At 41.0% G+C, this 26,346-nt stretch carries 19 protein-coding genes and 1 pseudogene; 14 read left to right on the top strand and 6 right to left on the bottom strand.

From position 1 onward, the window contains the following. Positions 1-228: 228 nt before the first annotated feature. The 8 genes and pseudogenes from H6G74_RS31880 to kdpC form a co-directional block, all read left to right on the top strand. Positions 229-1,809 (top strand): annotated as a pseudogene (locus H6G74_RS31880) (PAS domain S-box protein); the annotation flags it as partial. Next, positions 1,789-5,322 (top strand): PAS domain S-box protein, encoded by a 3,534-nt coding sequence (locus H6G74_RS02130; RefSeq protein WP_449289971.1) that lies wholly within the window; start codon positions 1,789-1,791, stop codon positions 5,320-5,322. The pseudogene H6G74_RS31880 and the gene H6G74_RS02130, both read left to right, overlap by 21 nt. Continuing rightward, a complete protein-coding gene (locus H6G74_RS02125) occupies positions 5,315-6,529 on the top strand; it encodes an EAL domain-containing response regulator (RefSeq protein WP_190966072.1) in 1,215 nt (404 codons plus the stop codon). The genes H6G74_RS02130 and H6G74_RS02125 overlap by 8 nt, the downstream gene beginning before the upstream one ends. 199 nt (positions 6,530-6,728) lie before the next feature. Continuing rightward, positions 6,729-7,871, top strand: coding sequence for a hybrid sensor histidine kinase/response regulator (locus tag H6G74_RS02120; RefSeq protein ID WP_190966071.1), 1,143 nt, complete (start codon positions 6,729-6,731; stop codon positions 7,869-7,871). A 402-nt stretch (positions 7,872-8,273) separates the two neighbouring features. Further along, complete coding sequence (kdpA, locus tag H6G74_RS02115; RefSeq protein WP_190966070.1) at positions 8,274-9,959, top strand: potassium-transporting ATPase subunit KdpA; 1,686 nt, start codon at positions 8,274-8,276, stop codon at positions 9,957-9,959. A gap of 278 nt (positions 9,960-10,237) precedes the next feature. Continuing rightward, positions 10,238-12,343: a potassium-transporting ATPase subunit KdpB gene (gene kdpB / locus H6G74_RS02110; protein ID WP_190966069.1), complete on the top strand. Its 2,106-nt coding sequence runs from the start codon at positions 10,238-10,240 to the stop codon at positions 12,341-12,343. A gap of 146 nt (positions 12,344-12,489) precedes the next feature. Then, positions 12,490-12,717, top strand: coding sequence for a potassium-transporting ATPase subunit F (locus H6G74_RS02105; protein WP_190966068.1), 228 nt, complete (start codon positions 12,490-12,492; stop codon positions 12,715-12,717). A gap of 30 nt (positions 12,718-12,747) precedes the next feature. After that, positions 12,748-13,350, top strand: coding sequence for a K(+)-transporting ATPase subunit C (gene kdpC, locus H6G74_RS02100; protein WP_190871827.1), 603 nt, complete (start codon positions 12,748-12,750; stop codon positions 13,348-13,350). Positions 13,351-13,392: 42 nt separating this feature from the next. Here the strand turns inward: kdpC and H6G74_RS02095 are convergent, their stop codons facing one another. Beyond that, the gene (locus H6G74_RS02095) at positions 13,393-13,851 is read right to left on the bottom strand and encodes a retroviral-like aspartic protease family protein (protein ID WP_190670048.1); all 459 of its coding nucleotides are present in this window, start codon (positions 13,849-13,851) and stop codon (positions 13,393-13,395) included. An 88-nt stretch (positions 13,852-13,939) separates the two neighbouring features. On the opposite strand from H6G74_RS02095, the gene H6G74_RS02090 reads away from it, so the two are divergent. The 3 genes from H6G74_RS02090 to H6G74_RS02080 all read left to right on the top strand — a co-directional run bounded on the left by H6G74_RS02090 (position 13,940) and on the right by H6G74_RS02080 (position 16,973). Next, the gene (locus tag H6G74_RS02090; protein WP_190966067.1) at positions 13,940-15,100 is read left to right on the top strand and encodes a universal stress protein; all 1,161 of its coding nucleotides are present in this window, start codon (positions 13,940-13,942) and stop codon (positions 15,098-15,100) included. 68 nt (positions 15,101-15,168) lie between these two features. Then, complete coding sequence (locus H6G74_RS02085; RefSeq protein WP_242051134.1) at positions 15,169-16,143, top strand: M48 family peptidase; 975 nt, start codon at positions 15,169-15,171, stop codon at positions 16,141-16,143. Positions 16,144-16,310: 167 nt separating this feature from the next. Beyond that, complete coding sequence (locus tag H6G74_RS02080) at positions 16,311-16,973, top strand: hypothetical protein (protein ID WP_190966066.1); 663 nt, start codon at positions 16,311-16,313, stop codon at positions 16,971-16,973. A gap of 449 nt (positions 16,974-17,422) precedes the next feature. On the opposite strand, the gene H6G74_RS02075 is transcribed toward H6G74_RS02080, so the two are convergent. After that, positions 17,423-18,874: an aldehyde dehydrogenase family protein gene (locus H6G74_RS02075; protein ID WP_190966065.1), complete on the bottom strand. Its 1,452-nt coding sequence runs from the start codon at positions 18,872-18,874 to the stop codon at positions 17,423-17,425. A 39-nt stretch (positions 18,875-18,913) separates the two neighbouring features. Continuing rightward, positions 18,914-19,957, bottom strand: a complete 1,044-nt coding sequence (locus H6G74_RS02070) for a nitrilase-related carbon-nitrogen hydrolase (RefSeq protein WP_190966064.1) — start codon at positions 19,955-19,957, stop codon at positions 18,914-18,916. Positions 19,958-20,191: 234 nt separating this feature from the next. Between H6G74_RS02070 and H6G74_RS02065 the strand changes: the two genes are divergently transcribed. Next, positions 20,192-21,226, top strand: coding sequence for an L-histidine N(alpha)-methyltransferase (locus tag H6G74_RS02065; RefSeq protein WP_190966063.1), 1,035 nt, complete (start codon positions 20,192-20,194; stop codon positions 21,224-21,226). On the opposite strand, the gene H6G74_RS02060 is transcribed toward H6G74_RS02065, so the two are convergent. The 3 genes from H6G74_RS02060 to glyS form a co-directional block, all read right to left on the bottom strand. Then, complete coding sequence (locus H6G74_RS02060; RefSeq protein ID WP_242051133.1) at positions 21,223-21,804, bottom strand: hypothetical protein; 582 nt, start codon at positions 21,802-21,804, stop codon at positions 21,223-21,225. The genes H6G74_RS02065 and H6G74_RS02060 overlap by 4 nt on opposite strands. A gap of 283 nt (positions 21,805-22,087) precedes the next feature. Beyond that, positions 22,088-23,458: a UDP-N-acetylmuramoyl-L-alanine--D-glutamate ligase gene (gene murD / locus H6G74_RS02055; RefSeq protein WP_190966062.1), complete on the bottom strand. Its 1,371-nt coding sequence runs from the start codon at positions 23,456-23,458 to the stop codon at positions 22,088-22,090. An 83-nt stretch (positions 23,459-23,541) separates the two neighbouring features. Beyond that, positions 23,542-25,692 carry a glycine--tRNA ligase subunit beta gene (gene glyS, locus H6G74_RS02050; protein WP_190966061.1) on the bottom strand — a complete coding sequence of 717 codons (2,151 nt, stop codon included), beginning with the start codon at positions 25,690-25,692 and terminating at the stop codon, positions 23,542-23,544. 151 nt (positions 25,693-25,843) lie between these two features. Between glyS and H6G74_RS31780 the strand changes: the two genes are divergently transcribed. Both H6G74_RS31780 and H6G74_RS02045 read left to right on the top strand, forming a co-directional pair. Further along, positions 25,844-26,089, top strand: a complete 246-nt coding sequence (locus H6G74_RS31780) for a DUF6888 family protein (RefSeq protein ID WP_390848763.1) — start codon at positions 25,844-25,846, stop codon at positions 26,087-26,089. Next, positions 26,089-26,307 (top strand): DUF6887 family protein, encoded by a 219-nt coding sequence (locus H6G74_RS02045; protein WP_190966060.1) that lies wholly within the window; start codon positions 26,089-26,091, stop codon positions 26,305-26,307. The genes H6G74_RS31780 and H6G74_RS02045 overlap by 1 nt, the downstream gene beginning before the upstream one ends. Positions 26,308-26,346: the final 39 nt, after the last annotated feature.

Genomic DNA, 26,346 nt, shown 5'->3' with positions numbered 1-26,346 from the left:
TGGGGAGTATGGAGGGTAATTTTTTGGATACTTAGCTAGAAATCCCACACAAAATTTCGTTCACCCAACCGAATATCTATAATTAACCATTCTTCATCCAAAATTTACATTATACTTACAGTATTTTTCATTAGGATAATATTATTAATTTACCTGCCTAATCCCAGAACATACGGGAATATATAAGTTGAGATAACTATTCATTGATGATAGCTATCGTGATTATCTATGTATACTCAAGAACAACATCTCTGGCTACAAAGCTTAGAGGCTGTAATTGACTTTTCGCCACTAACGGTTCAGCCGGAAGCAACAGTATCAGAGGTAATCTCGCTGATGGCAAAGTGTGGTGTGGATGTGTTGGTAGTTTCAGTTTCGCAAGTAATAGGCTGGTTGACCGCGCAAGATGTGGTCAAAATTTTAGCTGCAAATATTGACTGTCAAACTACCAAAATTACGGAGGTGATGCAATCTCCAGTAATTACACTGAAGATATCTGAATTTCAGGATATCACCGCAGTATTATCACTTTTACGTCAGCAACAATTAAATATTTTGCCCATTCTTGATGAAGCAGATCAACTAATTGGCACAGTTACACCCAAAAGTATTTGTCAAGTACTAGAAAAATCAACTCAAAGCACCATCGAAGCAGAAAGACTACGTTTACTAGAGTCAGCAGTGGTCAATGCCAACGATTCCATTTTAATTACCGCAGCTCACATTACTAACGGCCAGATTGAACCACGGATAGTTTATGCCAACAGAGCATTTACTCAGATGACTGGCTACACATTAGAAGAAGTCATCGGAAAAACACCGCGATTTTCGCATGGCGAACAAACTAGCCGTACCGAAATGAATCGACTGTTTGCATCTGTGCAAGCGGGTTTGCCCATTAAAACCGAGTTACTTAGCTATCGCAAGGATGGCTCAACTTATTGGGTGGATATGAACTTAGTGCCGATTAAAGATGATCAAGGACAAGTCACCCACTTTGTGGCTATCCACCGCAACATTACCGAGCGCAAATTAGCAGAAGCAGCATTACAGAAGAGCGAAGAATTATTTCGCCAATTAACCGAAAATCTCCCCCAAGCTTTTTATGTCTGGGATGCAACTCAACAAAAATTAGATTATGTTAGCCCAGCTTATGAAAAAATTTGGGGGAGAAGTTGCGATCGCCTGATTGAAGATCCCCAATCATATTTTGCCGCCATTGCTCCTTTAGACCGCGATCGCGTCATGGCAGCGTTTCAAAATTTATTAACTGGTGAATATTTTGATGAAAGATATCAAATTGTTCGCCCTGATGGCGAGCAACGCTGGATTTCTAGCAAAATCTTTCCCCTCAAAAATGATCATGGACAAATTTATCGCTTCGTCGCTATAGATATAGATGTGACTGAACGCATCCAAGCAGAAGCCGCCATGCACGAAAGCGAAAGAAGATTCCGGGCAATTTTCAATGGCACGTTTCAATTTTCTGGCTTACTCACCCCAGAAGGTAAATTACTCGAAGCCAACCAAACATTACTTGATTTTGGGGGGCTGCAAGCATCAGATGTAGTCGGCCAATTGTTTTGGGAAACTCCCTGGTGGCAGATTTCGCCGACTATTCCACAGCAATTAAAACAAGCAATTGCGATCGCATCCAGGGGAAAATTTATCCGTTACGAAGTCGAAATGTTAGGTGCTAATCAAACAGTCCGCACCATAGATTTTTCTCTCAAACCCCTCAAAGACGAAACAGGCAAAATCTTATTGCTGATTAGCGAAGGACGAGACATCACCGAACTCAAACAAACACAAGCAGCACTCAAACAAGCCAACCAAGAATTAGAACAGCGAGTTATTGAACGCACCACAGCCCTACAGCAAGCAAATCAGCAATTATTAACCGAAATTGCCGAACGCCAGATTGTCGAAGCGCAACTACGACAGTCTCAAAGTATGTTGCAATTAGTCATGGATGCCATTCCTCAAGGCATTCTGTGGAAAGATCGCAACTCTGTGGTTTTGGGTTGTAATCGGAACTTTGCCAAACTTGTGGGTGTGGAAAAACCAGAAGATATTATTGGCAAAACTGGACATGAGTTTCTGGCAAGTAAATCAGAAGCAGACTTTCACCATGAATGCGATGTCAGAGTGATTGAGACAAATCAATCAGAACATCATCTGATTTCACCCCTCCGACTGTTAAATGGCAAACAAAGTTGGTTAGAAATTAATAAAATCCCTATCCATGACCCTACAGGTAATGTAGTTGGTCTGTTGGGGACAGTGGAAGATATCACTGAACGTCAACAAGCACAAGCAGATTTAAAAATCAGTGAAGAACGCTTTCGCTTCTTAGCCGAATCCATACCCCAGCATGTGTGGATAGCGAATGCGAATGGCAGCATCGAATACGTTAACCAAAAAGCTCTCGACTATCATAGCTGCACTCCAGAGCAGGTTTGTGGCTCAGGATGGCAGGAATGGCTACATCCCGATGATTTACCCCAATGTTTAGCAAATTGGCAAACATCTTTAGCCACAGGTCAACCATTGGAAGCTGAATTTCGCTTGCTCAGAGGCACAGATCAAACATATCGCTGGCATCTCGTACGAGCAATTCCTTGGCGAAATCAAGCAGGTGAAATTTACACTTGGTTTGGGACAAATACTGACATTGATGACCGCGTTACAGCCGAACTAGCTCTGAAAAACAGTGAACAACGCTTTCGGAACTTGGTTGAATCTAGCTACGATGTTATCTGGGAAGTGGATCTCAACTGTGTTTATACTTATGTCAGTTCCAAAATTCAAGACATTTTGGGTTACGAACCAGAAGCAGTTTTAGGAAAAACACCTCTAGATTTCATGCCAGCAGAATTGCATGAAACCCTAGCCCCTGGTTTTGCGGCAATTTTTGCCTCACCAAAACCGTTTAAATGTCTAGAAAACATCCAAGTTCATCAAGATGGGCATTTAGTTTGGTTAGAAACCAGTGGCGTGCCGGTCTTTGATGCAGATGGCAAATTCGTTGGCTATCGTGGCACAAATCGAGATATTACCGAACGCAAACAAGCTGAAACCGTATTAAAAGCAACTCAACAGCAACTCCAGGCAATTTTAGATCACTCGGCTGCGGCAATTTATATTTTTGATACCAACCATCGATTTATGTTGGTGAATCGCTATATAGAACAACTACTTAACATCACCCCAGAGCAAATTGTCGGTAAAAGTGTTTATGATTTGTGGCCACCAGAAATTGCCGATGGGTTTGCGAAGAATAACCTCCAGGTCATGACTCATGGTTTGCCCATCCAAGTAGAAGAATCTGTCCCCTTAGAGGATGGGTTACGCACCTACTTTTCCGTGAAGTTTCCCTTAAAAGATGCCGATGGGGTTCCTTACGCTGTTTGTGGTTTATCTACAGATATTACAAAACGCAAATTGGCAGAGGAATCTTTAACTCTTTTTCAAAAAGCCATCGAAAGTACTAGTGATGCTGTTTGTATGTCAGATATTACAGGTAAAATCACTTATATTAATTCGGGATTTACGGAAATATACGGTTATACCTTAGAAGAATATCAAGTGGCTGGCGGTTCAACTAGTATTTTCAAATATGCACAAGAGTTAAATCAAGTATTAACTGCGATCGCTAATGGAGAGTCATGGCGTGGTGAAGTGACAATGCAAAGTCGTTATGGGCGGCTGTTACAAATTTATCTACGAGCTAACGCCATTAAAGATGCCACAGGGAAGATTGCCGGATTGGTTGCTATTCATACTGATATTACACCCCGCAAACAAGCAGAAGAAGGATTAAGACTCCGTGATCGGGCGATCGCCGCCAGCAGCAATGGTATTATCATTGCCGATGCCAGCATTCCCAACGGCCCGATTATTTACGTTAATCCAGCCTATGAAAAGATGACAGGTTACAGTGCAGCTGAAGTCATTGGGACAAGCTTTGGCTTATTCCAACGTGCAGATATGAAACAATCTGGTTTACGAGAATTCAGTGCTGCCATACAAGCTGGTCGAGCCTGTACTGTCGTGCTGTGGGACTATCGCAAAGATGGCAGTCTGTGGTGGAATGAACTGAATGTATCTCCTGTCTACGACGCTGATGGGGTACTTACCCATTACATCGGCATTCAAACAGATATTACTGAACGCAAACAAACAGAAACAGCTTTACTAGTCAGTCAACAGCGACTGCAATACTTGCTTTCATCCAGTCCGGCGGTCATTTACACCAGTAAAGCTGCCGAGAATATTGGTGCTACCTTTGTCAGCAACAATATTAGTTCCATCACTGGTTATCAACCACAGGATTTCACAGAAGACCCCAACTTTTGGTCGAACCACATCCACCCCGAAGATGTGAAGAATGTTCTTGCCGAATTCAATAAAATTTTGCAGCAAGAACATTACAGCTTAGAATATCGTTTTCGCCACAAAAATGGCACTTACCGTTGGGTCTCCGACCAAGGTAAACTTGTCCGGGATGATGCGGGTAATCCAGTGGAAATGGTGGGTTATTTGGCAGACATCACAAAGCGCAAGCAATTAGAACAGGAACTCAGAGTCGCCCTAGAGAAAGAAAAAGAACTAAATGAACTGAAATCTCGGTTTGTTTCTATGACTTCTCACGAATTTCGCACACCTTTGAGTACAATTTTGTCGTCTGCTGAATTACTGGAACATTATCGTCATAAATGGACAGAAGAAAAGCAAATTACTCACCTGCATCGCATTCAAGCCGCAGTGAACCGCATTAATGAAATGTTGAACGATGTTTTAGTGATTGGGAAAGCAGAAGCTGGGAAACTAGAATACACGCCCACGATTTTTGATTTAGTAGCCTACTGTGATCACGTCATTGAAGAAGCACAACTCAATCAAAACAATCGCTGTTTGATTGTATTTACGAGTCAATATCCTGTCAGATCATGCTGTATGGATGAAAAATTACTCGGACATATTCTCAATAATTTACTCTCCAATGCAATTAAATATTCTCCAGAGGGGAGTACTGTTAAATTAAACTTAACTTGTACAGATGTACAAGTAATCTTAGAAATTCAAGACCAAGGAATTGGGATTCCTCCCGAAGACTTACCACATTTGTTTGAGTCTTTTCATCGTGCTAAAAATGTAGGCAATATTCTCGGAACTGGGTTAGGACTGGCAATTGTCAAGAAGTGTGTAGATATACATCAAGGTCAAATTGCTGTAACTAGTTCCTTGGGAGTAGGTACTACCTTTACTGTCACTCTACCATTAAATCACACAATGCGAATTGAGGAAAAAGATGATTAAAATTTTGGTAATTGAAGATGAAGAATCTGTCCGGGAAAACCTTTTAGATTTATTAGAAGCAGAGGATTTTCAAACAATTGCTGCTGCTAATGGGAAAACAGGGGTAGATTTGGCATTTGCTGAGGTTCCAGACTTAATTTTATGTGACATGATGATGCCAGAAGTTGATGGCTATGGAGTGTTAACAGCACTACGACAAGACCCATTGACAGCCACAATTCCCTTTATTTTTTTGACAGCCAAATCTGCCAAGTCTGATTTTCGCCAAGGTATGGATATGGGTGCAGATGATTATCTAACTAAGCCATTTACACGGGCAGAATTGTTAAGTGCAATTATGAACCGTCTCGAAAGACAGGCTACTTTAAAAAAATATTTATCTCATCCAAAGAATATTACTAAGACTATCTCACCCAAAATTCAGTTGTTGGAAATGAACTTGCAACAGGTGGTGCAGAAACAAAAATTTCAAGAATTTGAAGTTTATTATCAACCAATCGTTGATATCGCTTCTGGGCAAATCATCGCGGCTGAAAGTTTATTACGTTGGCAAAGTCCAGAATTAGGTTTAGTCACGCCCACAGAATTTATCCCAATTGCTGAATCTACAGGTTTAATTGTCCCGATTGATCAATGGGTATTACAAAATGTTTGTAAACAAATTAAGGTTTGGCATGATGTCGGGATTGCTTATTTGAAAATTAGTGTTAACTTATCGGTGATGGAATTTAATCATCCAGATTTACTCAAAAAAATTACTGATTTTTTACAAATAAATCATCTGGAACCCCAATATTTAGAAATCGAACTGACTGAAAGCATGATTATGCAAGATATCAATAGTGCGATCGCTACTATGAATAAACTGCAAGCTTTAGGTTTAAAAATCGCTATTGATGATTTTGGCACAGGCTATTCTTCACTCATATATCTCAAAAATTTACCGATTAATACCTTAAAAATCGACCGTTATTTTATTCATAATGTAGCTGTTGATCGGCAAAAATCAGCTATTACTAAAGCTTTAATTGAAATGGCGCATAACCTGAATATGCAAGTAGTGGCTGAAGGTGTAGAAACAGAAGAAGAATTGCACTTTTTACGCGATGCTCACTGTGATTATATGCAGGGTTTTTTATTTAGTCGTCCATTACCAGCACCAGAGTTTGAGAATTTTTTATGGAGTAATAGACATTTATACATCTAAATTTATGTAAAATTTATAATCCTTGTTTTGAATACATGAAATTTTTGTATTTCTTAAAGAAAGATAAATATATAATTCAATTGGTGATTTAGAAGCAAAATGGGTGCATATAGCGAAAAATTTATGTCATGTCTCATTTATAGAAGCTATTTAAAATATATTTTAAAAATTTTATATTTATTCACATTTAATTAAATATATGAATAAAATATTAGTGATTGAAGATGACATAAATGTACGTCAAAATCTGGTGGATTTACTTTATGCAGAGAATTTTAACGTAATCACTGCCGAAAATGGTTACTTTGGTTTACAGTTAGCACAAACCGAAGTTCCTGATTTGGTAATCTGTGATGTAATGATGCCAGAAATCGATGGTTATGAAGTACTGAAAGAATTACGCCAAAATCCGAGAACAGCAATTATTCCCTTCATTTTTTTAACGGCCAAATCAGAAAAACCAGACTTTCGTAAAGGTATGGATTTAGGCGCTGATGACTACATTGTTAAACCATTTTCTCGAACAGAATTATTAGCGGCTATTACTTGTCGGTTAGAAAAACAAACAGCAATTTATCAACAAACTCAAGATAAGCTCGATAAATTACGTACTAGTATTACTTTGTCACTGCCTCACGAATTACGCACTCCACTTAATGGAATTTTAGGTTTCTCGCAAATTCTGATGGAAGAAAGTGAACTGCTAGATGCAGCATCAATCAAAGAAATGGCAGAATTCATTCATCAATCAAGTCAACGTTTATTTCATTTAATTCAAAAATTTTTACTGTACGCAGAACTAGAAATTATTGCGACAGATCCGCAGCGTGTCTGCGAAATTCAAAAGCAGTCAACGGAATTTCCCACACCAGGACTGACTAATTTAATAGATGAAAGAGTCAAAAATGCCGGTAGAGAAAATGATATCCAAATTGACTTATCACCGTGTATTGTCAAGATTTCTTTGACCAAGATTACCAGAATTATTGAAGAGTTACTAGATAATGCTTTAAAGTTTTCTGTCAGTGGTACACCGATTAAAATTACAGCCAAGACTGTTAATCATACTTTTAGTGTATCTTTTAGCGATCGCGGCCGGGGGATGAGCCGAGAGCAAATTGCTGAATTAGGTGCTTATCGGCAATTTGAGCGCAAACTTCATGAACAGCAAGGCTCTGGGCTAGGCTTAATCATTGCTAAAAAATTAGCAGAACTGCACGGTGGTACCCTGAAAATTGACAGTAAGCCCCAAGAGTATACAATTGTGACTGTCACCCTTCCCTGCAACAATGAGGAAGCGGAAGCATCGCTGATGACTCAGCATTCAGCACTCAGTACTTAAAGTTATTACCAAACAACCATACATTCCCCATTGAATTGGAAATAGTATCTTAAACTACTATCAAATTAGTGCAATTACATAAATTGGGCTGTCACACCACCTCAATCAGTCACTCAGATTAGATTTTAAATACTCTTGACAGAAACTTTAAAAAGTAACTAAAAAATTGTAGTGAATGAACAGAGTAAATCTAGATAGATGTATTGAGACTCAATAAAATATTGCCAACTTGCTCACAATCTCATCGTCAAATAGTTCACTGTTATAGCAGAATTCAGAATCTAGAAGTAAAAAAGTCTATTTCTCTACCCGGAGACATAGATTATATACTTCAAGTGAAAATCCGCCATATATCTAAAATAATTAGCTTTCGAGTATTAAGTTAAACTGAGCGCAAAATAAATGGGACAAGGTTTTTTACAAATTGGCTTGACGCTGTGTCTTGTCATAGCGATCGCACCTATTTTGGGAAGATATATAGCGCGTGTGTTCCTGGGACAAAGAACAATCCTTGATCCCCTGATGAACCCGATAGAACACAGTATTTATCTAGTTGCAGGTGTGAATAGAAAAGATGATATGACGGGCTGGCAGTATATCCGAGCGATTCTGTCTAGCAATCTGGTGATGGGGATTTTAGTTTTTGGGTTGATACATACTCAAAAATTTTTACCTTGGAATCCCAATGGATTTTACGCTCCTCGTTGGCATACATTACTGCACACGGTAATTTCTTTTGTTACCAACACCGATCAGCAGCACTACATCCCCGAAAATACTCTCAGTTACTTCAGCCAAGTCGCGGCGTTAGGCTTTTTGATGTTCACTTCGGCTGGTACAGGGTTGGCGGTGGGGATCGCCTTTATTCGCGGTTTGACTAGCAAAAAATTGGGTAACTTTTATGTTGACCTGACTCGTGGTATTACCAGAATATTACTACCGATTTCCCTAGTGGGAGCGATCGCGCTTGTTTTCTTGGGCGTACCGCAAACCCTAGATAAACCATTAATTGTGGAAACTCTAGAAGGCAGCACCCAATATATATCTAGAGGCCCTGTTGCTTCCTTTGAGATGATTAAGATGCTGGGTGAGAATGGTGGTGGTTTCTTTGCGGCGAATTCTGCTCATCCCTTTGAAAACCCCAATGGCGCATCTAACTTTATTGAACTCATCGCCATGATTGCCATTCCCTCAGCGTTGATATTTACCTACGGGATCTTTGCGAAAAACTTCAAACAAGCTTGGCTGTTGTTTTGGATGGTGTTTACCGCCTTCGTAATTTTAGTGTGGGTGACAGTCACTGGCGAACTGCAAGGAAATCCCCTGGTGAATGCCAACTTAGTAGCAGATTTGCCGAACTTAGAAGGTAAAGAAGCCAGATTTGGAGTTGTGCAGACAGCATTGTGGGCTGTGACTACCACCGCCACCATGACAGGCGCAGTCAATGGAATGCTGGATTCTTTAATGCCCCAAGGATTATTTGCGACATTATTTAATTTATTTGTGCAGATTATTTGGGGAGGACAGGGTACAGGGATCGCTTACTTGCTGATTTACTTAATTCTCACGGTGTTTTTAACGGGGTTGATGGTGGGACGCACACCAGAATTTTTAGGACGCAAAATCGAAAAGCGCGAAATCGTTCTCGCCAGTGTTGTGCTGTTGATTCACCCCATTGTGATTTTAATTCCCAGTGCGATCGCCTTAGCTTATCCCTTTTCTTTGTCTGGCATTACTAACCCAGGCTTTCATGGAATTTCCCAAGTTGTTTATGAATATGCTTCAGCCGCCGCCAATAACGGTTCTGGCTTAGAAAAACTCGCCGATAATACCCTGTGGTGGAACTTCAGCACCAGTTTGAGTATGTTGGCAGGGCGCTACATCCCGATGATTGCCATCTTACTGTTAGCTGATAATATGTCCCGCAAACCAACCACACCAGAAACACCAGGAACCCTCAAAACCGATTCCCTACTCTTCACCACAGTGACTGCTGGTATAGTACTGATTTTAGGAGTCTTGACATTTTTCCCCGTTTTAGCCCTAGGCCCCATCGCCGAAGGATTTAAACTAGCATCTGGCAGTTAGGGGTGGGGAGTGGGGAGTGGGGAGTGGGGAGTGGGGAGTGGGGGTAGACAAGGTAGAGGGGGTAGACAAGGTAGTGGGGGTAGACAAGGTAGAGGGGGTAGACAAGGTAGAAATAGAAAATTACTCCCTTGTCTCCCTTGTCCCCCTTATCCCCCTTATCCCCCTTGCCCCCCCGCACCCTGCCCCCCTGCCCCCTGCCCCCCTGCCCCCTGCCCCCCTGCCCCCTGCCCCCCTGCCCCCCGCACCCCTTCCCCCATCCCCTTGCACCACTCAACTATATGAACCAAGTGGCACCTACCCAAAAATCAAAAAACACAAAACTGCGTCCGAGCGATCGCCGTCAGGCGCGGAAAAAGGCCAGAATCGATAACAAAGGAATTTATTTGAGAGCCATCAAGGATGCTTTTATCAAGCTCAATCCCATCGCCGCCATTAAAAATCCGGTGATGTTTGTGGTGTGGATTGGTACGCTGATTACCTTGGCTGTAACGATTGATCCCAACTTATTCGGCCCCACCCAACAGCGAAATCCCCAACTGTTTAACGGTATCCTCACCGGAATTTTGTTTTTTACAGTGTGGTTTGCTAATTTTGCTGAAGCTGTTGCCGAAGGACGTGGTAAAGCCCAAGCTGATGCGTTGCGATCGACCCAATCAGAAACCATCGCCAAAAAACTCGCCTCTGATGGTTCAATCTCCGAAGTTCCTTCCACTAGCCTCAGACAAGGTGACAACGTATATATTGTGGCTGGCGATATCATCCCCGCCGATGGGGAAGTAATTATGGGTGTCGCCTCGGTGGATGAATCAGCCATTACCGGGGAATCTGCACCAGTCCTCAAAGAATCAGGTTCAGACGTAGCAAGTTCCGTAACAGGTGGTACACGCATCATCTCTGACGAATTAATCATCCGCGTCACAGCTGATCCCGGCAAAGGTTTTATTGATCGGATGATTACATTAGTCGAAGGTGCAGAACGCAGCAAAACACCAAATGAAGTTGCTTTAACAGTATTACTGTCCGTATTAAGCTTAATATTCCTGTTTGTAGTGGCTACCTTGCCAGCCTTTGCCTACTACGTTCAAAGTCCAATTAGCATCCCCGTTTTAATTGCTTTATTAGTCGCCTTGATCCCCACAACCATCGGTGGTTTACTCAGCGCCATCGGGATTGCAGGGATGGATCGAGTTGCCCAATATAATGTGATTGCTACCTCTGGACGGGCGGTAGAAGCCTGTGGTGATGTCAATACGTTAGTTTTAGATAAAACCGGCACAATTACCCTGGGTAATCGTTTAGCGGAAGAATTTATTCCAATTAACGGTCATTCTATGCAGGAAGTGGCTTATATTGCCTTAATTGCCAGCATCTTTGACGATACACCAGAAGGTAAATCGATTGTGCGGCTGGCAGAAAGATTAGGCGCAAGGCTAGATTTTGATCCCAGCCGTGCCACCGCCGTGGAATTTTCTGCTAAAACCCGGATGAGTGGTACAAATTTAGCCAATGGACGAGAAGTCCGCAAAGGTGCAGTCGGAGCAATTCAAGGATTTGTGCGATCGCGCAACGGCCGAGATACTCCAGAATTAGATACCGCATACCAGCGAGTCTCCCAACAAGGAGGTACACCGTTAGCGGTTTGCTTAGATCAAGAAATTTACGGTGTCATCTATCTCAAAGACATTGTTAAACCCGGTATTCGTGAGCGTTTTGCCCAGTTACGCCGGATGGGTGTGTATACTGTAATGCTCACCGGAGACAACCACATTACCGCATCTGTAATTGCCCAAGAAGCTGGTGTCGATGATTTTATTGCTGAAGCCACACCAGAAGATAAAATCAGCGTCATTCAAAAAGAACAAGCCGAAGGCAAACTAGTAGCAATGACAGGCGACGGAACTAACGACGCTCCCGCCTTAGCACAGGCAAATGTTGGTGTCGCTATGAATACAGGTACACAAGCAGCTAAAGAAGCAGCCAACATGGTTGATTTGGACTCTGATCCCACCAAACTCATCGATATTGTCAGTATTGGTAAACAATTGCTGATTACCCGTGGGGCATTAACCACATTTTCAATTGCTAATGATATTGCTAAGTATTTTGCAATTATCCCAGTAATTTTTGCAGCCGCTAATCTGCAAAGTCTCAATATTATGAATTTAACTAGTACGAATTCGGCGGTACTATCGGCACTCATTTACAATGCGCTGATTATTCCGGCGTTAATTCCCTTAGCTTTAAAAGGTGTAAAATTCCGCCCGTTGACAGCAAATCAACTATTAAAACGTAATATTTTAATTTATGGCTTAGGTGGGTTAATTGCACCATTTATTGCCATTAAAATCATAGATTTATTGATTACCGCAGTCGGCTTGGCATAGAAGTAAGTGTGAAGTGGGAAATTTCTAACGACTTAAGCAAAAATCACCAAAAATCTTAATTTATATTGACTACTCAGCACTCAGCACTTTGCTATTGACCAATTTTAATTTTTTACCCTGTTAGTGAGGGAAATTAGCAGATAAGTATGAATAAAGAGTTTATGGATTTAATGCGACAATGGCGTAAACAAAAATTTGTTATCGGAATTTTGATTGTAATTGGAATTAATTTAGGACTTTCTCGTGTAGCTTATGCAGCCAGCAATAACACATTACAAATTCAATTTACTTGGGCTTATGGTGTTTTATCTGCCATTCTTTTAGGGCTGATTATTTACTTATTTGTGGTGTTTTTTCAGCCAGAACGCTTTTAAAAACTTAATCCTCAACACTCAACAATTATTATGGTAATTATTCGAGAAGCTCTCAGAGCAATGCGTATGACGTTGATATTATGGTTGCTAACAGCACTAATTTATCCTTTAGCAATCTTAATTATCGGTCAAGGTTTATTTCCGTTTCAAGCTAATGGCAGCATCGTATTAAATATAGATGATAAGCCCATTGGCTCAACTTTAATTGGTCAGATATTTACAGACGATCGCTATTTTCAAGGTCGTCCCAGCGCCGTCAGATATAGTCAAGGTAGAAAGGCAAAACCAAATGGTATATCTGGTGGTAGTAATCTGGCTCCCAGTAACCCAGAGTTACTCAACCGTGTAACTGAACAAGCTACTCAATATCAAGAACAAAGTATTCAACCAAGTGAAGATTTAATTTATACCTCTGGTTCAGGTATAGATCCACATATTTCCCTCAAAGCCGCCAGAGAACAACTACCAAGAGTAGCTAATGCTCGTGGTATCAAAGAAGATGACATCATTCCTTTACTAAATAAGTTTACTGATGGCAGATTTTTATGGATTTTCGGCGAACCAGGAATTAATATTCTCCGCTTGAATTATGCGCTTGATTTGCAAGATATTAATCGGAAGTTAAATCAATGAAAAATTGTACTTCTTTACAAAGGGCTTGAGCAGTGCGATCGCCTACAATACACTCAGGTAAGTTTGCTCAGAATTCATCGGTAAAACCCGCAACTTACGATTTCTTAAGTCTGGTTCTAATCCTAAAACTTCCATAGGCGTAACACCTAAAAGAGCATAAGATACTTCTGTGAGTTCCAAACAATCAAATGTTCCTTGGCGTTCTCCAATACTTACTTCCACATCTCGGAATATTCGTCCTTGTTGTACTCCAGCAGTAGTTTCTACCTGGGCTTCTCCACCTGGAACTAAACCTAATTGACTAATAATATTAGCGGGTAAACAAAGTAAAGTTGCACCTGTGTCAACCAAAACGTTTTCTAATTCACAAGAGCGAACTTCTGCTTCTGGAATAAAGCCTCGCTGGGCTAAAACTCGATCAATACGATTTGTCACGGTGAGGGTAACTATAACTTGCCCCATTTGCCTACCCTGAAGATTTGGTAACATCAATTTACTCATTTCAGCAAATCCTCTGGAGATTGTACAGTAATTCTAGGGTAGCTCTCTTGAATGGATGAGAGCGATCGCATCTTCACATAGCATTCTTATGTTAGACCAAACTAATTCAGGTGTAGCTATCAATTCTTCTTACCCAGCGCGTCGAGGCAAACATAAAATCTTTATTGGGATGGCTCCTGGCGTGGGTAAAACCTATCGAATGTTAGAGGAAGGAAATGCACTCAAACAAGAAGGAATAGATGTAGTTATTGGACTGTTAGAAACCCACGGACGCAAAGAAACAGCAGAAAAAGCCGCAGGATTAGAAATTATTCCGCGTCAGCAAATTGCTAGAGGTGGGTTGACGCTGACAGAAATGGATACCGAGGCGATTTTACAGCGATGTTTAGGAACTAGCTCTTATGCGTCTAAATCCCAATTGGTTTTAGTTGATGAACTGGCTCATACCAATGTTCCTGGTTCCCCACGGGAAAAACGCTACCAAGATGTGGAAGTGATTTTGGCTGCGGGTATTGATGTTTACTCTACGATGAATGTGCAGCATTTAGAAAGTCTCAATGATTTGGTAGCAAGAATTACGGGGGTGGTGGTACGAGAACGAGTTCCAGATAGGATTTTAGAAGCAGCAGACGAAGTGGTAGTAGTAGATGTGACACCCGAAACTCTGCAAGAGCGATTATTGGAAGGGAAAATTTACGAGCAGTCAAAAATCCAACAATCTTTAGATAACTTTTTTCAGCGCCGGAATTTGATTGCTTTACGAGAATTGGCTTTGCGAGAGGTAGCCGACAACATCGAAGAAGATGCGATCGCCTCTAGTCCTAATGGACAATTTTGCAACATCCACGAGAGAGTTTTAGTCTGTGTATCTACTTACCCAAATTCATTACAATTATTGCGCCGTGGTGCGAGATTGGCTAATTATATGAATGCACCACTGTATGTTGTGTTTGTTGCTGATCCTGAGCGTTTTTTAAATAAGGAAGAAAGTTTACACATTCACAACTGTGAAAAGCTATGTCAAGAATTTACAGGTACTTTTCTTCGCGTCACCAATGGTAACATCGCTCAAGCGATCGCTGAAGTTGCAGAGAAATACCGCATTACCCAAATTGTCATCGGAGAAAGCCAGCGATCGCGTTGGCAAATTCTGTTTAAAGGTTCATTAACCCAAAAATTAGTTCGTTTATTGAAAAATATTGATATTCATATTATTGCTAGTGATAAACAATCTTCTGTTAAAAGTTAAATATTTTTATCCAGTTTGTGAGGTATACCAAAAAATAATTAACCGCAGATTGAAGAGGATGAACGCAGATGAACGCAGATAAATTCGGATTTCAGCAGGCTTTGAAACGCGAGAATATTAGCATTAAAAATATTAAAATACAACAAAACTATATTCTACAAAATATTTTTAATTTAGCATCTCAGCCTGATTCCCATACAAATAAAATTCAACAATTAACCCAAACTATCAATCAAACAGTCTCCACAATTGAAAATATCTGCACTAACCAACAAATCACACCCGCAAACCTGACTCATTCATCTCGTAAAATCTATGCTTGGTTGAAGTTTCTCTCTGAGGAACAAAACCTACAAATTCACCTAAACAGTACTTATCGTGTACGACAAATAATTGCACAAATCCTCTCTACAGAACAACAAAGTGCTGTAGAAATTATGGTTGAATTTACTAATTTAGCGGGATTATATCAAGGTAAAAGGTCTAGTAAAGTTGTTGCACTTAAGATGAACGAAGGTTTTATTAATGCGGAGGAAGAAGTTTTACAAGCGTTAATACAATGCACTCTCTTTGGTAAAAATCCCGAAAGTACTCGATTAATTAGAGGGTTTGCGAGTTCTGAAGAGTATATTGCTGTGATTTTAGAGTTAGATTTAATTACAGAGGTAATTGCCGAAAACCCTCAAGGTAATTTTTATAATTTAAATGAATTGTTTGATCAGCTTAATTTTGAATATTTTGCAGCAAATCTTGTTAAACCGAGGCTTGTATGGAGCCAAATCAAAACCTATCGTAAGTTTGGGCATTACGAGCCAGCTAGAGATAGGGTAGTTATTAGCACAACTCTGGATAATGTTCATATCCCTAAGTTTGTGGCTGAGTTTGTTTTATACCACGAATTACTGCATAAATACCACGGCACAAAGTGGGTAAATGGTAAACGAATGGTTCACACCAGCCGATTTCGCTCTGATGAACAAAAGTTTAAGTTCTACACAGAAGCAGATGAATGGTTAAAAAAGTTAACACTCAATCAAAGTTGATAAAAAAACTTTTGGCTCAAAAACCTTACCCAATCAAGATTTCACACTTTGACTCCAAATTTAAGTATGTTTGGGGTTTTTTATTGAGATTTTAGTAGTACAATTGTTCTAGTGATAGACCTCTGAGCGATACTTTGCCGACTCGAAGTTTAAACGATATCAATACTATGATGACACCATTACAGGGTATAGTTGCAGGCCAAACCCAATCGAAGTTTGAGCAATATCATGAACATCAAGCTAATCGCCCAAAAATTTTTAAGCGCGAACATATTGCTTTTCAAAGGCTAACTGATGTCACTCAGGTAATTTTGCATCATGCTTTTTGGTTGGCGGAACAAAAAAAACAGCTTTCTTTGCGAGATTACAAACAGCTACTTTTAGAACATGGTTGGCAAGGTGAAGAAAAGCGATATCTGAAAATAGCAGAAGCGTTTGCGAAGTTTTCGCCGCAAGATGTCGCGCAAGTTGAGCCGAGAACTATTTATCAATTGGCAGAAAACAGCAAAAAATACGAGCAAGTTATCAATCGGCTACTAGATTTAAGCATTATTAATCAAGAAAGTGTGCGTTCTTTAATTAAAAAGCAGCGTCCAGCCAAAACTGCTGAGTATAAAAATGAAAAACCTAGTATTTGGCGACGGACAAAAAACGGTGGGAGATACTGTCAAGTTCCGCCAATTCATGAACCGTCAGAACAAACTGGGATGACTTTGCAAAAAATGATGGATGAAGAAGGATTGAGCGCCCAGCATATTGTGGCAGAAGCGATCGCACTTCGACAAGCATATAAACAAGGACAATTAGTCCACACTGCCAATCAAGTTTAATTTTTTCACAAAAAAGCACTTAAGGATTTTGCTCACCTCAGTGCTTTTTAGTGTAACTCTACACCAGTTCACTTGATGGCTACAATATTTATCAAACACAACACATCTATCTAAAGAGGTATTGTGCCAACTAATTGTAACTAATGTTTCGTGAAGTGGTATCACTCCTTGCAAAAAGTAAGATTACATCTGATGTGGCAAAATTGAATATGCTACAAGTGACAGTTCTACAACTGTCACTATGACAAACCATCGTATTAATCAGATTACTGATCATAAGTAAGTCGGTGGGAAAAAACCTAACTATGTTACGAAAGATTAACTAAGCTAAAAGCCTCTTTACTTCTGCCTCCTGCCTTATCCTGACGATAAATATTCACGACGACCTACTTAGCAGCGAAGTATAGGTGAGGACATTTAAAAAGCACGAATGCCAGCTATAGTAAGACTTACCTACTGCCTTCTGCCTCCTGCCTTCTGCCTCCTGCCATATCAAACCACCAAGGGTCTTGATTAGAATTAGTTTTAATCAAAAAGGCTTTTTTCCGCAAAAACCGTTTGAGGGCGGCTGCACCCATGCGCGAACCTCCTAAACCAGAGAATTTGCAGGCGTTTTTCTCACCTTCGTGCATAATAGCGGTGAGGGCGGCATCATTAATACTGATAGCACCTGCATCTATTTGTTGGGCAACTGTTAATGCTTCAGTTTCCGTTTCTGCAAACACCGCCGCACTTAGTCCATAAATTGAATCATTAGCTAAATTAACTGCTTCTTCTACCGTGGCAAAAGCCATGACGGGCATGATAGGGCCAAAGGTCTCTTCCGTCATGACTTTCATTGTATGGTTAACTTGAGTTAACACAGTGGGACGACACCACCAACCGCCGCCTAACTCCTCAACTTTGCCGCCGCAATGAATCACAGCACCTTTTTCTACTGCATCGGAGATATGTTCGTTAATTATGCCAGCTTGTGTTTCGGCAATAATCGGGCCAAGTTCGCCACTTTCAATAGCGGGATAAGCTAGTTGTAGGCGATGGGCTTTAGCTACTAACTGATGATAAAACTTGTCAAAGATAGATTCAGCAACGTAAATTCGCTCAATTGATAAACATGACTGTCCGGTGTTGACGACGGAACCCCATAAAATCGCTGATGTGGCTAATTCTAAATTGGCTGATTCTAAAACGATCGCCGGATCTTTCCCACCCAATTCTAAAAAAGCGGGGATAAATTTGTTAGCTGCGGCGGCTGCAACTTTGCGTCCAGTGGCGACACTACCTGTAAAGCAGATTAAATCTACATTTTCAATTAAAGCCGCACCAGTTTCTCCTGCACCTTCGACAAAGCTTAAAACATCACGTAGCGCCGGCACTTCATTAATTGCATCTGTGAGTGGAGCGATGAAACGTGGTGCAATTTCACTGGGTTTAACAACTACCGCACAACCCGCCAGCAGCGCCGGAATAGTATCGATTGTAGATAGTAATAGTGGGAAATTCCAGGGACTAATCACCCCAACTACAGGGTAAGGGGTTGATGTTTGTTGTAGGGCGATAAAGGGAATAGATGTATTTTTCGCTGAATCTTGTAATAAGTCTGGCGCTAACCCACACCAGCGATCAATGCTAGATAGAAACGAGTCGATTTCCATCACCGAGATAGACAATCTACCCGTATCATTGACCAAAGCATCTGTGAGTTTGTTGCGTCTAGTTAATATTGCTTGCTTCCATTCTTGTAAAGCTGCAACTCTCCCTTCTACCCCCAGTTTTTGCCAACGCACTTGCGCCCTCCGCGCCCGGTTGCATTGCTGTGCCAGCAGTTTTGGCGGCGGTGGGATAATTACATAATCGTATTTTCCCGTTCGAGGGTTACGGACTTCGATTGGTTTTTTCATGTGTCATTTGTCATTGGTCATTTGTCAGATTTCATACTTTTAAATCACTCCTAGCTGAGATAGGCGTTCTATTGTTTGTTGCTGTGTTTGGATGAAGTGTTTGCGGTCTACTTCTTGATTTAGCATAGTGTTTGCTGGGTAAAATTGTGCCTCACTGTAGCTTTGGGCGTAGATTTCAAATCGCTGACGGGAAAGTAAATTATTTAACCCCGGACGATGGCGATCGCGTCTTAAAGCAGCTAAATCTATCTCGGCAAAGGCGGCCATGCTTTCACCTGCGCCTGTCTCTGCTAATACAATCCCGCGATGGTCTACTATTTTTGAGCCACCATCAACGGAAGCGATGGGAATAGTACTATTAGCTAAACCTGCGGTATTGCTAGAAACAACGTAAGCTAGATTTTCCACAGCACGAGAAATTTTCGCTGCGTCTTTGGGTGTGAGGTTTTTGTTATACACTTCTGAGGTGGAATGCAGAAAAATCTCAGCACCACGCATGGCTAAACACCGCGCCACTTCTGGATACAAAATTTCTTCGGAAGCTAAAGCGGCTAAATTGCCAATTGCGGTTTTCGCCACAGGAAAAACCCCTTCTAAACCATAGCAATCAAGATATTGATCCCAAACATCATGGGGGGTTGGTGCAAACAAAGAATTTAGCCGTCGATACCGCAAAACAATCGTGCCAGAAGGGTCAATGACAAAGCAAGTTTGAAAGTACAAGCCGGGGAAGTTGGGGTCGAGTTCGTAGGCGTTTCCAGCTAAAAAGATTTGATGCTTTTGGGCAATTTTACCGAGGGCTTCATACTCTGCGCCGTGCATTTCTATACAAGCTTTTTCTCCCCACACAGCCAGAGATTCACCCATCGGGAAACCTGTGAGGAAATATTCTGGGAGGACAATTAAACGACAGTCAAACCCAATAAAAGCAATGCTGGCGGCGATTTGTTGTGCCAAGCGGTTGATAGTATTATGAATGATTTCTTGGGCTGAGTGGCGATCGCTTGCTTGATTGACAGCATGACAAGTAACTTGCAATGCTAAGGCTCGGTATGATGCGATGGAATTGGGAATATCTGCCATGCTGTTTGCTGTTTAGAAACGCCTCACTATCAATTTACAAGGATATGCTAACTATGCCTAGCGATCGCGCCATCAAGCATAATTTAATATGACAGCAACATACACTCTTTCATTCCCAAAATCTTTATGTGTAAGTCCTGACCTTGTTTGAGAGCAAGGTATGAGAAAATACAAGACTGGCCAAGTGGTCAATGATGTACTTTCTCTACTTAACCCACCTCAGAACTAGGAATAATGGCAAAAAACTTTCATCAAAACTCGCAATTTTCCTCAGATAATTCTATTTTTCACCCTCGTATAGCAAAGCCAAGTTCTGAGTTCTACACTGTTTTTTCCCCAGCAGAAGTTTTAGAAATTATCCACGCCTTAGAAACTCGATGGGAAATCCCCCTAAAATATTCTTATAAAGGACAAGGTGCAAAAATTTGGCATGATTTTTATCAAAAATTTGTTAGCCCTAAATGGTATCGCCAATCAAGTGTAGAAATTGACCTGTTAAGGGATAACTTTGCATATATTTATGAAAATATCTCAAAATCCATCCAAGTCAATATTATCGATGTGGGTGCAGGAAATTCATACCCAGCCAAAGAATTTGTTTACCGACTCAATCAATTGAATAAAATTAATAAATATATTGCTTTAGATATTAGTGAAGGATTGCTGACTGTATCCAAAAGAAATTTTACAAGTTGGTTTCCTAAACTGGATTATAGCAACCAACAAATTGACATTGAAAATAGCTGTATACCTGCAAATTTCTCAGGAAACCCCAAAATCATTCTGCACTTAGGTGTGACAATGGGCAACCATCACAATAGAAATCAGGTACTGAGTAACTTTAGAAAGAGTATGGATGAAAATGATTTGCTCATCTTTACTAATGAAATTGGTTCTAACTCTCAATGGGATGGAATAGCCAGAGGCGGCTGTAAGTATCACGCCGAAGCAATATATCGCACAATCAAAAATACAATTGGTATTAAATCTCAAGATTGTCAACTAATTAGAAAGTACGACTTAGCCACAGATAGCGTTGTAGCTAATATCAAATTCCAGCATAATTACACTATTGATTTTAGCTTTCAAGGAATAAATAAATCTGTTGAAATCCCCAAGGGTAAAGAAATTACAATTTGGAGACATCATAAATATGAAATGCCTAAACTTACCCAAGAACTAGAAAGTGCGGGACTAGAACTTGTTCATTACACTACTAACAAATATTCCTCACATATTATGGCAATTTGTAAGATTGCTAATAACTAATGGAGCCAGAAAAGAATTCTAATTTCTGCGGGATGACCTAACTTTAGTAATTCTTGAATAAACCAATCAACACAACCGACATATTCTCTATAACTCTGTACCCATGAAACTTCAGTTGTGTTGTCTTTTTTCATTTTATAAACAGGCTCATCGTCTGGTAAATCATTAGGAAAAGGAGCCGAAGCAGAAAATAAATAGGCATACTGATGATTTACATAGCCTTTACATGGCGGGAATATTCTATCCCAATCATAGTCAATAATTTCTTGAACCATGAACCAAGTAAAGTGATGTTCTATTCCGAGACGATTATTTTCAAAATAGTCCTGATAAATAGGATTCATATCTTCTGGTAAACCACGCGGTTCTGAAACTGGAACTATTTTTTCAGTATGCCAGTGATAATAACTCAGAGAGTGATGATGGTAACCAACAAGAGCAGCGTATAACTCGTATGGTGTACCAGGATTCATGTAACATACTGGTATTCTTTTACCTTTTGACCACTTCGGTTCAGGAATTGCTTCCCATTGATTGTTCCGCCAAATTTCTGCGTAAATGCTGCTAGTTGTACTCATAATTCTTCAAGTCGAGTACTGGTGTACCAATTCGCAATTCGCAATTCGTAATTCGCAATTAATAAATCTAGCTCCAGTAAGACTTTCCTGATTTCTATCTGTGGCATTCTTTTCTTAAATTGGTAGCACTTTAAGCCTAAAAGGCTATAACTCAACAAAAAACGAAAAAATGATTTTGGAGGGGGATTGGGTGACGCAACCGTCCCCCAATCGGGGGCTTGGAGGAGAATCCCCCAAATCTTGCTTATTGTTTGATAGAACGCCCCAAAAACTATATAATTTATCAACTCCCCGCCCAAGCTAAACACAACTGGCGGAAGTCGTCACCGCGCACTTCAAAGTTAGGATACTGGTCAAAACTCGCACAAGCGGGAGACAGCAAAACTACAGGTGCTTGATGCTGTTTGGCTAATTCTGCTGAACGAGGTACAGCTTTTGCCATTGTTTCCACGATTTCGTAATTGGTGTAACCTACTTCTTGCAAGCGTTGGGCAAAGGCTGGTGCAGCTGCGCCAATGAGTAATACGGCTGCGGCTTTGGCTTGGATTTTGGCTAACCAACCTGTATCATCGCCGGGTTTGGCTTCTCCCCCCGCAATCAAAATTGTCGGACTTTTCACTGAGGCTAACCCCACTTCGGCTGCATCGTAGTTGGTGGCTTTGCTGTCGTTGATAAAGTCAATACCTTCCCAAGTGCAGATATGTTCTAAGCGGTGGGGTACACCAGGGAATTCTCTAATTGCTTTGGTAATTGCGTCGGGTTGAATATCTGCCAATCTGGCTGCGGCTACAGCCATGAGGAGATTTTGCAGGTTGTGTTCTCCGACCATTCGTAATGCAGAGGCGGGAATAATTCTGGTTGGTGTGGAAGTAGCGTTGATTTTCTCAATCACCCAACCATCTTCAATGTAAAAACCTTTGTCGCCAATTAAAAAATCTTTGCCTTTAACACTTGTCCAATAAGCATCAGGCCAATGATTCAGACCGACTTTATTTAAATAAGCATCATCGCCGTTGAATACTTGCAATTGCGACTGCTTTAACAGCTTGGCTTTGATATCGTAGTAATTTTCTAAAGTTTGGTGACGGGCGAGGTGGTCTGGTGTAAATGTTGTCCACACGCCGATGCGGGGTGCTAACGAGGAGGATGATTCGATTTGATAGCTGCTAATTTCACCAATTACCCAATCGGGAAGTTTTGGTGCGAGTGCAACTTCACAAGCTGCATAGCCAATGTTACCGCAAGCGGGGGCATCAAAACCGGCGGCTTGGAAAATGGCGGCGATTAAGGCTGTGGTGGTCGTTTTGCCGTTTGTACCCGTGATGGCTACCCAAGGCTGGGATTTTAAATATCGCCAAGCAAGTTCCATTTCACCAATGGTTTCAATCCCTAGTTCCCTGGCTTTGACTAACACGGGGATATCCCAAGGTACACCGGGACTAACAACAATTAATTGGGGTAAATCAGTATCGGTTAAATCTAGGGAATATCCTAGTTTAACGGTGATTTGTTCGGCAGCAAGTTCTTGTTGTTGTTCCAGGAAGGTGTCAGAGGTGTTGCGATCGCCTAGATCCACCTCCCAGCCTTCCCGTTTCAACAATCTCGCCGCAGCAACACCGGACTTACCTAATCCAATTACATGAGCTTTGGACATAGACTGTAGCAGAGACCCCTGGTTAAGCACTCATTATACTAACGCTTATTGGCAACATTTACACCATATTTTGTTGATCTACGCTACAGATTTTTGACGATCGCTCCAAAGTCAGCTAACACCCGCGCATGATTTCGCAATAATCCGAGCAAATTCAAGCGATTGCGCTTAATATCTGGGTTAGTATCCATAACTAACACGCTTTCCGGGCCATCAAAGAAATTACTAACGGTAGGTGCGATTTTTGCTAACGCTGCAATTAACAGTTGATAGTTTCGTGATTGCTGGGCGGTTTGGGTTTGGGGTACTAATTCCACAATGGCATCGTAAAATGCTTTTTCGGATGACTTTTGGAATAATTCAGGATTGATTAAACCAGCAGGTTCTAGCTGTTTGGTATCTAAATCACCTTGGGCGGCGAGGCGGGTAGAACGGTTGACGGTTTCGTAGATTTTATCGAGAGTACCATCATTGCGGATTTGTTGCAGATATAAGGCGCGATCGCGGACATCTAATAAGTCTTGCAATGCTCTTTCTGTATACTCAGGGTCATTTTCGCCCAAAACAGCATTCACCAAATCGTAATCAATTTGTTTTTCTTCTTGCAGTAATGTCCGAATTCTTTGTAGGAAAAATTCTTGCAATGTTGTGACTAACTGCCCTGACTCTTTACTATATTCCTGAGCAAAATTAGCGGCTGTTTGCTGCAACAAATTATCTAAATTAATTCCTAAATTTGCCGCCCAAGTAATATTTACAATGGCATTGGCAGCCCGACGTAAAGCAAAGGGGTCAGAAGAGCCAGAAGGAATCATCCCTAAGCCAAAGATGCTGACTAAGGTATCTAATCTATCAGCTATGCCGACGACTTGACCTGTTAAAATTTCCGGTAAAATATCATCGGCTCCCCGTGGTAAATAATGTTCAAAAATTGCCGTTGCCACTGCGGCATTTTCACCACTGGCTAAAGCATATTTCTGCCCCATAATGCCTTGCAATTCTGGGAATTCATACACCATTTGGCTGACTAAATCAGCTTTACATAATAATGCAGCACGGTGAATATTTTGGCGGTCAGTATCAGTTAAATTTAGTTGTGCAGCAATTTGCTCGGCAATATTGATGATGCGATTTACCTTGGCACGCAGCGAACCTAAATCTTCTTGGAAAGTTACCTTTTCTAACTGGGGTAAAAAGCTTTCTAAAGGTTTAGCTATATCGGCGTTATAGAAAAACTGTCCATCGGCTAATCGGGCGCGGATGACTCTTTCATTACCTTTGGCGATGATATCAGATTTTGTCGGATCGCCATTAGAAACGGTGATGAAATTCGGTAGTAATTCTTGGTGATTTTCTCCTTTAAAAACAGGAAAATATCGTTGATGGCTGACCATGACAGTAGTAATTACTTCTGTGGGTAAATTCAAAAATTCCGCGTCAAATTTACCTACAACTGGCGAAGGCCATTCAACCAAATTAGTTACTTCTGTTAATAAGTCAGGATAGATTTCTGTGGAACCATTGACCGAATTAACGGCGGCGTGAACTTCTTTTGCAATTGTCATTGCACGTTCATTGTCATCCACGACTACATAAGCAGAACGCAGAGTTTCAACGTAATCAGTGGCTTGGTTAATAGTTATAGTTTCGGGATATAAAACACGATGACCATGAGAAATGCGATCGCTGGTAATTCTATCCGAACCATTCACCAATTCTATCGGTAAAATCGCCTCATCCAACAACGCCACCAGCCAACGCACCGGACGCGAAAATCTCACATCGCCATCACCCCAGCGCATCAACCGCTTACCTTCTAAATTTAAAATCCATTGGGGAACCAGTTCAGTCAAAATATCGGCTACAGGACGACCAGGAGTTTTTTTGTTAACAAACACAAAATCGCCTTTATCCGTCGGGCGAACTTGTAGCGCCTCCAGTTCCACACCTTGCTTCTTAGCAAAACCTACGGCCGCTTGTGTAGGTTGACCATCTTTAAACGCAGCTTGGGCGGGAGGGCCTTTAATTTCTTCTTCCCGGTCTGCTTGTTGCTGTGGTAGACCTTTGATAAGTACCGCCAAGCGTCGGGGAGTACCGTAAACTTCTACAGCGTCACTGTTGAGACTATTGGCTGTCAAAGTTTGGGGAATGCGCGATCGCCATTGTACGATAGCATCACTGAGAAAGTTTGCAGGTAGTTCTTCTGTACCAACTTCTAATAAAAAATCCGGCATAGGACAAGGTTCACATCAGTCAATTCCACCAGTTTACCTTGCCATCATGTTGAAGTATGCCATACTTTAGCATCTATACGCTCTAAAGTGAGAATGTCTCATGCCAACTGCTAAACAAGGCATCAGGTGTGTCATACTATGTCAATCCTAAATCATTTGTGAAATTCTCTTTCTTCTCCTTCTTCTCTTTCTTTGTGTCCTTTGCGTCCTTTGCGGTTCGTTAAAAAGAATATTTTTTCATAACTCATATAGGATTGCTATATGTCAATCTTTGACTAATACATTCACTCCTATTTATATTGTCCGCCTCGATGAGCAAACAGGTAATGTCTTTATTTTGGCAGGCGATAATAGAGAGATAGAAATCTATCGCAATGGTCTTTGGAGGTTCTTGTGATGAAACCTGACTTTAGTAGTATGACCAAAACTGAGTTAAGAGCTTTCGTCATTGCTCACCCTGACAATAAAGCAGCATTTCGTACCTTTGTTGACCGCTTTACGTCTGAAGCATCTCCACAGACTTTTGATATTCCAAAATCAAATTCTGAAATTGAAGAAGTTGAATTTTTAATTAGACAAAAGTTAGCAGAACTAAATATGAAACGAGATTTTTAGGTAGTTGCACAGCTTAAGCTTGATTTTCTACTTCCTCTG

Source organism: Nostoc spongiaeforme FACHB-130, from assembly GCF_014698475.1.
GTDB classification, from domain to species: Bacteria; Cyanobacteriota; Cyanobacteriia; order Cyanobacteriales; family Nostocaceae; genus Nostoc_B; species Nostoc_B spongiaeforme.
The sequence above is the reverse complement of the archived record's forward strand: the minus strand, read 5'-3'. Positions and strand labels throughout refer to the sequence as shown.

Coding starts and splice junctions, on each gene's coding strand:
- H6G74_RS02125 (WP_190966072.1), top strand. CDS start 5,315: ATGATTAAAATTTTGGTAATTGAAGATGAAGAATCTGTCCGGGAAAAC.
- H6G74_RS02120 (WP_190966071.1), top strand. CDS start 6,729: ATGAATAAAATATTAGTGATTGAAGATGACATAAATGTACGTCAAAAT.
- kdpA (WP_190966070.1), top strand. CDS start 8,274: ATGGGACAAGGTTTTTTACAAATTGGCTTGACGCTGTGTCTTGTCATA.
- kdpB (WP_190966069.1), top strand. CDS start 10,238: ATGAACCAAGTGGCACCTACCCAAAAATCAAAAAACACAAAACTGCGT.
- H6G74_RS02105 (WP_190966068.1), top strand. CDS start 12,490: ATGAATAAAGAGTTTATGGATTTAATGCGACAATGGCGTAAACAAAAA.
- kdpC (WP_190871827.1), top strand. CDS start 12,748: ATGGTAATTATTCGAGAAGCTCTCAGAGCAATGCGTATGACGTTGATA.
- H6G74_RS02095 (WP_190670048.1), bottom strand. CDS start 13,851: ATGAGTAAATTGATGTTACCAAATCTTCAGGGTAGGCAAATGGGGCAA.
- H6G74_RS02090 (WP_190966067.1), top strand. CDS start 13,940: ATGTTAGACCAAACTAATTCAGGTGTAGCTATCAATTCTTCTTACCCA.
- H6G74_RS02085 (WP_242051134.1), top strand. CDS start 15,169: ATGAACGCAGATAAATTCGGATTTCAGCAGGCTTTGAAACGCGAGAAT.
- H6G74_RS02080 (WP_190966066.1), top strand. CDS start 16,311: ATGATGACACCATTACAGGGTATAGTTGCAGGCCAAACCCAATCGAAG.
- H6G74_RS02075 (WP_190966065.1), bottom strand. CDS start 18,874: ATGAAAAAACCAATCGAAGTCCGTAACCCTCGAACGGGAAAATACGAT.
- H6G74_RS02070 (WP_190966064.1), bottom strand. CDS start 19,957: ATGGCAGATATTCCCAATTCCATCGCATCATACCGAGCCTTAGCATTG.
- H6G74_RS02065 (WP_190966063.1), top strand. CDS start 20,192: ATGGCAAAAAACTTTCATCAAAACTCGCAATTTTCCTCAGATAATTCT.
- H6G74_RS02060 (WP_242051133.1), bottom strand. CDS start 21,804: ATGAGTACAACTAGCAGCATTTACGCAGAAATTTGGCGGAACAATCAA.
- murD (WP_190966062.1), bottom strand. CDS start 23,458: ATGTCCAAAGCTCATGTAATTGGATTAGGTAAGTCCGGTGTTGCTGCG.
- glyS (WP_190966061.1), bottom strand. CDS start 25,692: ATGCCGGATTTTTTATTAGAAGTTGGTACAGAAGAACTACCTGCAAAC.
- H6G74_RS02045 (WP_190966060.1), top strand. CDS start 26,089: ATGAAACCTGACTTTAGTAGTATGACCAAAACTGAGTTAAGAGCTTTC.